Below are 10,112 nucleotides of genomic sequence, written 5' to 3' on the forward strand. Positions count from 1 at the left end.
GTGGGGGAGGCGTTGCCGGGGGTGGGCGGCGGCTGTGAGGGCGGCGGCCCCCTTGTCCTTGTCTCCCGCCTGCTCGGCCCCACAGGCAGACAGCCCCAGCACACACAGGGCCGACAGGGCGGACAAGGCGGACAGGGTGGTCGTACGGCCGAGAGGGTTGCTGCTCTTCCTGGTACGTCGTCGTCTCATGCCCGAAGTCTCGACGTGATCAAGGGGCCGGGCATGAGTACTGCTACTCAAAGCAGGCCAGGGAAAGAGGCAGCTCACCCCGGCGCACCCTGCAACTCTGTAGGTACCCCCCGAAGTCGAGATGGATCACGCTGGACAACGACCTGACACGGGCCGCACGAACCAGAGCCCATGCCATCTGGGCTATCTGAGCCATCTGGGCCATCTGGGCCATCTTGAAGACAATGGGGGAACAACACATGCGTAATCGGCTGAAGTTCGGCGCTGTAGCCCTCGCCGCAGCGTTCGGGGCGGTCATCGCCGTGGGATCACCGGCGGCAGCCTCCGACGAGGAGTTCTGGACCCGCAGCTGTGGCTCCAAGTACTACGCCTTCAGCGACGAGTGGACCTCCTGGACGAAGAAGTACTCGGGGGGCGACTGCTCGGGGCATGCCTGGGCCCGTATCAAGGTCAACGGCGAGTGGAAGGCATGGCACCACGCCAGCGGCAAGATCACCATCGAGAACGGCGCCGGAAGTACCGAGCTGAGCCAGCACAAGGGGTGCGCGGACTGCAAGGTGTACACGCTGATTCCCTGACCGACCTGACCGATACGCGACGGCCGGGGCGATGGATACCGCACCGGCCGTCCGCGGAGACCGCAGGTGTCAGAGCTGACCGGACTCGGCAATGGTGATCTTCGCCGAGGTCGCGCCGCTGCCCGAGCCGAGCGACTCGATCTTCCTGACGACCGCCATGCTCGCCTCGTCGGCGACCTCACCGAACACGACGTGCTTGCCGTCCAGCCAGCCCGTCACGATCGTGGTGATGAAGAACTGCGAGCCATTGCTGTTCGGGCCTGCGTTGGCCATGGACAGCAGGCCCGGACGGTCGTGCTTGAGCTTGAAGTTCTCGTCGGCGAACTTCTCACCGTAGATGCTCTTGCCACCCGTACCGTTGCCCCGGGTGAAGTCACCGCCCTGCAGCATGAAGTCCGGGATGACCCGGTGGAACGAGGACCCGGCAAAACCGAAGCCCTTCTCGCCCGTGGCCAGCGCGCGGAAGTTCTCCGCGGTCTTCGGGACGACGTCCTCGAAGAGGTTGAAGTTGATACGGCCGGCGGGCTCGTCGTTGATGGTGATGTCGAAGTAGACCTTGGTTGTCATGGTCCTATCCTGCACCCTCGTGCTGGGGCTGCCGTAATTGTGGGGGTGGGTGCGTTTGCGGCGTTGCTCTGAGTGATGGAACCGGGTGGGTGCCCTCCCCGGTCGCCGTCGCGATCAGTCGGCAGCCGACCTCTCCCAGAACGCCAGAGCATCGGCGATCAGGCTCTCTGCTGCTTCTCCGTAGGCGGCGGCACTACTCAAAGCCGCGAAGGCCTTGTCGTGTAGGGCGACTTCATCAGGGTCGGTGATGTCCACACCGCTGGATACGAGTTCGTAGTGGACGTGGCTGTCGCCGCGCATGTGGAAGCCGGACATGGGGACGACGGCTGCTTCGGCGGCGGTGGGGAGAACGCCGAGGGTAAGCGAGGGAAGGCTGATCTCGTGAAGTAGCCGTCCCATTTGCTCCTGCATCACCTTCGGCCCGCCGACGTTCGTGTACAGGGCCTGCTCGCCGAGAAGCACCTCGTAGTGGTGCTTCCCGTCGTATAGCACCTGTTGCCGCTCCATCCGCTTGGCGACCCCGGCCGGTACGTCGTCCGGTACGCCGAGGAAGTCGACAACCCTATGGAGAATCACGGTCGCGTACGCCTCAGTCTGGATCGTGCCCCAGATCATGTCGGGGACGTACGCCTTGCCGTGCGGCGTCTGCTGGTACCAGCGGATCACCTCGTCCTGAATGTCTTCTGTGCCGGTGCGTAGCCGCTGTTGCCACGGGATGGAGCTGGTCACCGTGAGTTCCCTTCTGTAGCAGATCGTGAACCAGTCCGGCTCATACCCCGCGCTGTGGAGCGCGGATCGTCGCTCAGGGACCCAACAATGAAATCCGGCCGGTTATCAGGTCGTCGTGATTCACGCCGCCACAACGCGTCTCTGTCGCCCTTTTTCCGGGTGGCTGGGGAGGGGGATCTCGACGGGCACAGCTTGTGCCGGTAGATCGTGGTCCCGCCTGCGGAGGCCGAGACCTTGTCGTGGCTGTCGTAGTCCTCGCCAACCAGAATTGCCTCGTCACACTTTGCGCAGATCACCGCGCAGGTCCTTCCTCCACAGCGCCTTCCAGATGTCGTGCAGCGGACGAGCGTCCGGGCACATCTGGTTCGGATCGGCTCGGCAGGTATGGCAGTTGAGACAGTGAAGGACAAGAACGTCGAACGCGTCGACGACGCCATCGGCTGCTTCCACGCTCATCAAACTCGCTCCGTCCGTGGGCCGTAGTGCGCTTCGACTGCTTTCCGGAGCGTCTGCCGTAACTGGTCCGATGGCGTGAACGGGCGATCAGCAGTCGGTTGCACAGCCCAGTGCAGATTCATCTCCCTGGACTTAAGAGGTGGCACGACCACGTAGGTGGCCGCTCCGCACACGGTCGTCTCTCGTACGTCCCAGCCGGTCGTCGACGACGGCTCGGTCAGAAAGTAGTGAATACGGCTCCACGGGTCGCAGATCACCGCCCCTGACGCCCCTCCGAGGAGGGACAGTGCAGTTTGTCCGACGGTTCGGCCGACTCGGATCGCGTCGAAGTGCGTACCCGCCTCGACGTGCCAGATCGCTCCTGCGGGCGGCAGCCACGGCAGGCGCCGTTCGGCGACGGCACTCACGCCGCCACCGTCCCGTCCTGGCATCCACAGGTCATGAGCTGCGCGAGCGGGATTGCCTCAGACATCCACATTCCCATCTGCTGGTTCCTACGCGTGGGACAGATGGTGGAGTCATGCAAGGAGCACAAGTACCCCAGCGAGGGGTAGCTGAGGGCGGCTCAGTTGGCCATGCACCACTCGGCGAAGTTCGTGAGCGACTCCGAGTCAGCGCGCTTCAACCGCCGTAGCGTGGCAGCGTCTTCTCGGACCCACGGGTGTTCCCGCGTGTGCTGCGGGGCGATCCGGCGGGCTGCCTTGAGGGACTCGAAAGCATGATCGGTCAGTCCGGACCAGAGTTGTGCCCGGGCGAGTTCGATGTAGAAACCGGAGCGCCGTTCGGCAGGCAGATCGGAGGGCGGATTCCAGTCACGCGCGACCGTGAGGGCACGACTGACGCGGCCGTCACCGAGGCTGACGGCGACGGACACTTCGTGGATGCGAACGGAGTCGGGTCCGAACGCTGTGCCGTGGTAAATGGATTCGGACACCCGATCCGCGAGGACGCGCGCTTCGTCGAGGTGGGTTTCCGCTGCCGCAGAGTTCTGGGCTCGTCCGGCGATTACAGCAGCTCTCATGTGGAGGGTGCCTCTTGCCGCGACAGCTGGAGTCGTGTTCGCGGTGGGCGCCGAGTCGATGGCCTGTTCAAGGGCGCGCAGCCCGGATGTATGGGCGCGTGCGACGAAGAAGGTCTCGGTGCGTACATAGGCGACGGACGCGGTGAGTAGTGGATCGTCTGCGTCGGGGGCGGCCCAACGCATCAGTTCGACCAAGCGCGCGGACAGGTCGTGAGCGCCGAACTTGAAGGCCACGGCGTCCGCCGCACGGTAGGCGGTGACTAGGAGCATGGCCAGCTCGTGTCTCTTGTGGGTGGGCACTTCATGGTAGGCGCGGGCAAGTTCGGTGAGCAGATCGGGTAGTTCGCGCGCAATGCGGGTGTACTGGGCCGCAAGACGCCAGCGAGCGGCGTCGGCAACGGCAGTTCGCAGTTCGTCGATAGGTCGGGTCGGACCGTCGTCCGGAAGGTCGTACGTGGCGAGCGCCGCGGAGAGCGCGGGCAATGCCTCGTGAACGCGGGTGTGTGCAGGACCGCGGGCGACACGCAGGCGGCTTGGATCGATCCCAAGAGCCGCCGCAAGGGCTTCGAGCATGGCATCGGTGACACCGCGCTCGCCTCGCTCGATCTTGCGGATGGTGCCGAGCGCGACGCAGGCGACGTCGGCGAGTTGCTGCTGTGTCATCTTCGGGCGCATGACGCTGCGGTAGTAGGCGAGTCGCCTGCCCACCCCGTCGTTGGCGTGTGCTGACACACCGGCTCCAGTCCGAGGTGCCTGCTCCGCACCGTACTCGTATTGATACGCAGCGTGTTCGCGATCCGTCGGGTCGGCCCCAGCCGACGGAACCTCCTTGTGCCCTCAGTCCGCGATGATCGTGGTGAGCTCAGTGAGGCTGTCGATCCGCCAGTCGGCAGCCGCTCTCAACTCCGGGTTATCTGCCCACAGATGACCCCACGGTCCGCGACGGATGTGCGCCGTCCGAAGCCCAGCCGCCTTCGCCGGGAAAATGTCATTGGCCGGGTGATCACCGACGTAGACCGTCTCCCTCGGCGAGGCTTGGGCCACTTCCATCACACGCTCGAAGAACTCCGAGTGGGGCTTCGCTACGCCCCAGTCCCCAGAGGTGACGATGAGGTGAACAGGCAGATCGAGGTCGCGCAGCAGTTCGCCCACGCGGGAGGTCTGGTTCCCGGCGACGATGACGCGGATGCCGAGCTTGCGTAGCCCTGACAGGGCGGGACGCACGTCGTCGTACAGATCCGTCTCGTCCAGGAACTCACCGCGGCCAGCTGCCTCACGTGCGTGGTACTCGGCTGCCACGTCGATGCCGGGGCGCGCCAGGCGTACGGCGTCTGCGTTGTCGCGGCCCTGCGCGACCACGGCTCCCACGAGGGCGGAGAGGGTGTGGTGCGGGATGTCGAGCCAGTCCGCCCATGAGTGCCAGTAGCGGTCGTCGCGGGTGATGGTCTCGCCTACGTCCAGGACGATGGTGTCAATCACCTTGGGGAGCCTACGGGGTCGGGCTTGTGGGGGCAGGTAAGAGGCGCCGATCGATCCTTAGACGGGTACAGGGCAATCCAAGCAGCGGAAAGTGCGAGGAGCGCTGCCTGGGGGTGTGGCCGTTGCCGCGAACTCAGAGAAGTCGCCGTTGTCGGTGCGGTACGCGAGGCCAATCCCGTGTTCAGCGAGCAGGTCTCGGAGGTCCTCGCGCGGAAGTGCTGGCGTGAGCACCATGAGGTGGAGGGGTTGGGCGGGCTGGAGATCCCTCAAGTAGTGCCGTGCCAAGAGAAGTTGAGTAATGGCCTTGGCGATCGACTCGTGTGCTGTGCTGCCTGTCGGCTCGTAGACCGTGTTGTTTGTCTGGCTGAAGAGGCCGTACGTGAGCCGGTCTGCCGTGTTGCGCATCTCCAACTCCATCTGGCCAAACGTTTCCCCCTCGGCGACCTTGTGATCCTGGAAGGCGTCCGCCAGATTGTCGCGGGTTACTTCTGACGGGTCGATGTTTGTTTGTGGCTGGAGTTGGCGCCTCTGTCGTCCAATGGCCCGGGCGAATCGGCCTGCGGTCTGGCTAAAGAGAGACCTGGGTGTGGATGGCAGTTGAAGAGTGTGGGAGGCCTCTCTTATGTATAGGCCTGTGGGGCGTAGCCGAAAGACGATGACGTTTCGGACTTTGCGGTTTACGTCAGTGGCTACGCGTGTCTCGTACGGGTGGCGCTCATCGACCTTGAACTGTCCGATATATTTATGCTCTTTTGCGCCGCCGCCTGGAACCTTGCCCACTGCTATGAACAAATGGAGCGTGCGCCCCATGTCGGCATGTTTCAGAATGGCGGAGTTCCCGCCTCTGAGGGCTTGATTATCCTCTTGCCCGGTTCCGGTGTAAGTGAATATCGGGCCTAGCTCGTCATCCTCTGCGAGCCATCCATCGCGATACCCGTACCGTTCGCCAGCCTCACTGTCCGAGAATATAAGGACATTCCTCTGCTTCGCCGCTGGGCTGATCCCGGCGAAGGGGCTGCCGCCGAGCACCGGGTGGATCTCGTCACGCGTGAGGATGTCGCCGGGTTGGAAGCCGGACCTGGGCGTCGTCATGGGTTGAGATTAATGGGTTTGGTGCTCGTGAAGTGCGGCAGGTGACGCCAGCTGCCTGAGAGGTCGTTGTGGCAACGCCAGGCTCAGACGAGAATGGTGTGATGAGTGAGGTGACGGGGACGCTCATCGCGAGCGTTATCGCTTTCGTAGCCGCAGTCATCGGGGCTGTGATCGCTGGTAGGTATGCCAAGCGTGGAGCAGAGGCTGGCGGGCGCAAGGCAGTTGAGGCGGCTCTTGCGCAGGTGCAGGGCCAAGCAGCGGTGGAGCACTGGCAGTGGGTGCGCAGTCAGCGGCATCAATCCATTGCTGCCTTCTTTGCGGCTTATGCTGCGCTTGATGACGTACTTGCAGGTTTCGTGCCCGAGGTGCGAAACGGAGGCAGCCTCAATGAGGTGGCAAGGCGCGAACTTCATGAAGGCATGCGCGAACTACAGGCCAAAACCAGCCAATTGGCACTATGGGGCCCAAGGGAGGCGATTGACTTGGCGTACGGGGTGACGGGGAAGTCCCTGGCCACGATGGGAGCCTTGTTGCAGGCACAGAGCACGGCCTCCGCGAGCCTGAATACGCGATGGTCCGCATTCGACCGCGTGAGGGAGGAGATGGTGCTAGCCCATGCTGCCTTCCTTGAGAGGGCTGGAGAAATCGTTCGTGATCCGCGACAGCCGATCAGCTAGCGTCGCGCGAGGTTGTTCAGGCGTCCGGTCGGCTAGCCCGCGGTGATGCCCGAGTACGACCACACATCCGCGGGCAGCTCATAGTGCAGCTGCCAGGTAATGGCCATGGGCTTGCTGCCCTCGTGCCCGCCATACGTTGCCGGACCGAGCAGCATCCAAGGCTGAGCCTTGCCGATGTCAGTGTCCTTGTAGCGTCGCATGAACAGCAGGACGTGACTTCCGCGATGCTTGTGCTGCTGGTAGCGCAGGCCCGTGGGGGAGCTCGGCGCGATCGCGTTCTGGGACTCCCAGTGGAAGAGCGTGGGACTGAGCGCGTAGTCCTTGTACCGGACCGTAGGCGAGAAGTCCTTCTCGTTCTTCTCGAGGGTGATCAGTAGGGCGTCGGTCTGGTTCGGCTCGTCCCACAGGACGCCCTGCGAAAACGTGCCGGGCATCTGACCGCCGAGGCAGCCGACACCCAAGGCGGCCAGGATCTCGGAGCGGTTGTATGCGCTATGGATCTTCAAGGGAATGTGAGCGTGCACGCCCTCCAGGGGGAGGGGGAAGTGGTCGGCTTGCCCCATCACATGGTCGAGTACCTGTCGCAACTCGTGGCGGAACGCTCGCTGCTCGCGGAGTGATTCGAGTCCCTCGGCATAGGAATCGAACCCCCCAGCCTTGTCCCAGAGGTTGAAGAACAGCATGCGGGCGTAACTTTGGTCCTTCGCGCTCAGCGAGTCGTACGTTGGTGCGTCATCGCGCAACAAGCGCGAGTACGCGTCAGCGCGTTCCTGATCGTCAACGTGCAGGAACGCATGCACACGCTTCAACAGGTCCTGCTCGCCAGGCAGTTCAGGCGCATCTGCCAGATCGGCGCGACGTAGGACTGTCGTCCATGAGTTGCTCGACTTGTACAGCTCCCGGATTTCGCGGCGACTCTCCTTGAGGTAGTCAGCGAGGAGCGGCGTGTCGAAGATCCGCGCCTCTTTGGCGAGGGTTTGCACAGTCGCCTTGATTTGGGTGCGAATGTTGTCGAGCACGAGTTTCTTGGACTTGCCCTCAAGGATGATCTGGCAGCCAGACGGCAGCAGAGGGAAGTCGTGTTCGGCGTGCTCAAGGAGTCGATTGCGCGAAAGGTTCGTCATCGCACGGAACTGCTCCTCGAACCGGAACTCGGCTCGATGCTGGCCGATGAAGTCGAGCACAGTGAGCACGGGCTTGTCCGGCGTGCGGCGCAGGCCTCGCCCGAGTTGCTGGAGGAAGACGGTGGCGCTGCTCGTGGGGCGCAGGAGGAGCAGCGTATCGACGTCGGGGATGTCCAAGCCTTCGTTGAACAGGTCTACGGAGAAGATGACTTGGATCTCGCCAGCCTTGAGCTGGGACAGAACATGGTCACGGACCTCGGGCCGCGATGCGCTGTCCAAGGCTTCAGCCTTGAAGCCGGCGTCTTGGAAACACTTCGCCATGAAGTGAGCATGTTTCCTGCTGACGCAGAAGCCGAGCGCCCGCATGCTCATCGGGTCGGAGACCTTGTCCTGCACCTGCTTGATGACGATGCGGGCCCGAGCATGGTCGGCAGAGAACAAGTCGCCGAGCTGGCTCTGGTCGTATGTCCCCGACCGCCAGTTGAGGCGGGTGAGGTCCGTGCCGTCGGGCACACCGAAGTAGTGGAATGGGCACAGGAGGTCGTTGTCGAGGGCTTCCCACAGCCGCATTTCGGCAGCGATTCGGCCTTCGAAGAACTCGTCCTGCACATTCAGGCCATCCGCGCGCTCGGGAGTGGCGGTCAGACCCAGGAGTTGCTTCGGTTTGAAGTGGTTGAGCACTCGGCGATACGTCGTGGCCGTAGCGTGATGGAACTCGTCGATGACGATGATGTCGAAGTGTTCCGGGTCGAACTGGTCGAGCCGCTGGTCAGTGAGCGACTGGACGCTGGCGAAGACGTGCTCCCAGTCCCGCGGTAGCTCGCCGGTGAAGAGCGGTTCGCCGAAGGAGGCGTCGTCGAGAACCTCGCGGTACATGCGCAGCGACTGCCGCAGGATCTCCTTGCGATGCGCCACGAAGAGGAGCCGCGGGTACTGCTTGCCGCCCGCCTCCTTGTGCAGATTGCGGTAATCAAGGGCGGCCATGACCGTCTTGCCGGTACCGGTTGCTGCTACAAGCAAGTTGTGCCGGTGACCGCGTACCTCACGCTCGACGCGCAGTCGCTCCAGCATGTCGGCCTGGTGTGGGTGCGGACGAACCTCAAGACCAGACAGGCTGATCTTGGCGTCCTGACTGGACGGCGAACCGCCCGCGATGGTCAAGGCCTCGTCCAACTTAAGGGCGTCGAGCTCGGGGTCGTACGGCTCAAAAGCGATGTCGTTCCAGTACGCGTCGAAGGTGGCCTCGAACTTATTGAGGACGACTGGAGTGGCCACTGATGACAGGCGTACGTTCCACTCCAAGCCGTCGAGCAGTGCGGCCTTCGACAAGTTTGAGCTGCCTACATACGCCGTGTCGAATCCGCTCTTGCGTCGGAACAGCCAGGCTTTCGCGTGGAGGCGGGTCGAACGTGTCTCGTAGTTGATCCGCACCTCGGCGCCGAAGTCTCGGACGAGCCGGTCGAGGGCGTGACGGTCGGTTGCGCCGATGTAGGTGGTGGTGATGACTCGGATCTTGACCCCGCGATCCCTGGCGGCACGGAGTGAGTCTTCAAGGACACGTAGGCCGTACCACTTCACGAAGGCGCAGAGGAGATCGATGCGGTCGGCTGTGGCTAGCTCCGCTCGTAGCTCGCTGCCGAGGCTCGGGTCCTCGGGGGAGTTGGTGATGAGCGCGGTCTCCGAGAGAGGGGTGAGTGGGCGCATTGCGTAGACGCCGGGAGCCTCCTTCTCGGCCAGGGCGAGGAGTTGGCGCGGGCCATCGGCGATGAAGTCGGCCGTTTCACTGCTTTCAAGGCCGGATGAGTCGGACGCAAGAGACTCGATGATCTGGTTGGCTACGGCGACGCGCTTGTCCTGCGGCAGCTGACTCAGTCGTCGAGTTACCGCCTGACTGATGTGGCGGGCGAGTACGTGGGGGGACGATTCTTCGCTGACCTCGTCGTCGATGGCTTTCCAGCCTGCTGCGTTGAGCTGTTCCATTTGCCCTTGCATGCGTTGGGTGACGAGCTCTTCGTAAACACCCGCGACAGGCTGCGACAGATCCCCCGGCTGAGCCACGCTGATTCCCCAATCCCTCACGCACAGCAGTGGCTCTGTTCTAGCAGGTGACACTGTCAGCCCGACGAAGGGCTTCGCCTTCTTTAGAGGCGCCGTCGGGCCGCCCGGAGGGATGGGTAGCCCAGGTGGGGGCGGTGAGGGT

General features: G+C 63.6%; 10 protein-coding genes. 2 read left to right on the forward strand and 8 right to left on the reverse strand.

All coding sequences use genetic code 11. The features are described 5' to 3' along the window. The coding region (locus tag HLK59_RS44855; RefSeq protein ID WP_171147436.1) for a hypothetical protein at positions 1-189 on the reverse strand (189 nt) is incomplete at its 3' end. A gap of 239 nt (positions 190-428) precedes the next feature. Between HLK59_RS44855 and HLK59_RS44860 the strand changes: the two genes are divergently transcribed. Beyond that, positions 429-767: a hypothetical protein gene (locus HLK59_RS44860; protein ID WP_171147437.1), complete on the forward strand. Its 339-nt coding sequence runs from the start codon at positions 429-431 to the stop codon at positions 765-767. Between the two features lie 69 nt (positions 768-836). Here the strand turns inward: HLK59_RS44860 and HLK59_RS44865 are convergent, their stop codons facing one another. The 6 genes from HLK59_RS44865 to HLK59_RS44890 form a co-directional block, all read right to left on the reverse strand. Continuing rightward, positions 837-1,334, reverse strand: a complete 498-nt coding sequence (locus HLK59_RS44865; RefSeq protein ID WP_046263016.1) for a peptidylprolyl isomerase — start codon at positions 1,332-1,334, stop codon at positions 837-839. 114 nt (positions 1,335-1,448) lie between these two features. Continuing rightward, positions 1,449-2,063 (reverse strand): Scr1 family TA system antitoxin-like transcriptional regulator, encoded by a 615-nt coding sequence (locus HLK59_RS44870; protein ID WP_171147438.1) that lies wholly within the window; start codon positions 2,061-2,063, stop codon positions 1,449-1,451. Positions 2,064-2,339: 276 nt separating this feature from the next. Continuing rightward, complete coding sequence (locus HLK59_RS44875) at positions 2,340-2,519, reverse strand: hypothetical protein (RefSeq protein WP_171147439.1); 180 nt, start codon at positions 2,517-2,519, stop codon at positions 2,340-2,342. 565 nt (positions 2,520-3,084) lie between these two features. Beyond that, positions 3,085-4,248, reverse strand: coding sequence for a helix-turn-helix transcriptional regulator (locus tag HLK59_RS44880; protein ID WP_171147443.1), 1,164 nt, complete (start codon positions 4,246-4,248; stop codon positions 3,085-3,087). Positions 4,249-4,377: 129 nt separating this feature from the next. After that, the gene (locus HLK59_RS44885; RefSeq protein WP_171147440.1) at positions 4,378-5,019 is read right to left on the reverse strand and encodes an HAD family hydrolase; all 642 of its coding nucleotides are present in this window, start codon (positions 5,017-5,019) and stop codon (positions 4,378-4,380) included. 57 nt (positions 5,020-5,076) lie between these two features. Continuing rightward, positions 5,077-6,111 (reverse strand): hypothetical protein, encoded by a 1,035-nt coding sequence (locus HLK59_RS44890; protein WP_171147441.1) that lies wholly within the window; start codon positions 6,109-6,111, stop codon positions 5,077-5,079. Positions 6,112-6,212: 101 nt separating this feature from the next. Between HLK59_RS44890 and HLK59_RS44895 the strand changes: the two genes are divergently transcribed. After that, positions 6,213-6,788 carry a hypothetical protein gene (locus HLK59_RS44895; RefSeq protein ID WP_171147442.1) on the forward strand — a complete coding sequence of 192 codons (576 nt, stop codon included), beginning with the start codon at positions 6,213-6,215 and terminating at the stop codon, positions 6,786-6,788. Between the two features lie 32 nt (positions 6,789-6,820). Here the strand turns inward: HLK59_RS44895 and HLK59_RS44900 are convergent, their stop codons facing one another. Next, a complete protein-coding gene (locus tag HLK59_RS44900; protein WP_171147444.1) occupies positions 6,821-9,904 on the reverse strand; it encodes a DEAD/DEAH box helicase in 3,084 nt (1,027 codons plus the stop codon). Between the last annotated feature and the right edge of the window lie 208 nt (positions 9,905-10,112).

Origin of the sequence: Streptomyces sp. S3(2020), from assembly GCF_013044505.1 — a bacterium.
Lineage (GTDB): Bacteria > Actinomycetota > Actinomycetes > Streptomycetales > Streptomycetaceae > Streptomyces.

Coding starts and splice junctions, on each gene's coding strand:
- HLK59_RS44860 (WP_171147437.1), top strand. CDS start 429: ATGCGTAATCGGCTGAAGTTCGGCGCTGTAGCCCTCGCCGCAGCGTTC.
- HLK59_RS44865 (WP_046263016.1), bottom strand. CDS start 1,334: ATGACAACCAAGGTCTACTTCGACATCACCATCAACGACGAGCCCGCC.
- HLK59_RS44875 (WP_171147439.1), bottom strand. CDS start 2,519: ATGAGCGTGGAAGCAGCCGATGGCGTCGTCGACGCGTTCGACGTTCTT.
- HLK59_RS44890 (WP_171147441.1), bottom strand. CDS start 6,111: ATGACGACGCCCAGGTCCGGCTTCCAACCCGGCGACATCCTCACGCGT.
- HLK59_RS44895 (WP_171147442.1), top strand. CDS start 6,213: ATGAGTGAGGTGACGGGGACGCTCATCGCGAGCGTTATCGCTTTCGTA.
- HLK59_RS44900 (WP_171147444.1), bottom strand. CDS start 9,904: ATGCAAGGGCAAATGGAACAGCTCAACGCAGCAGGCTGGAAAGCCATC.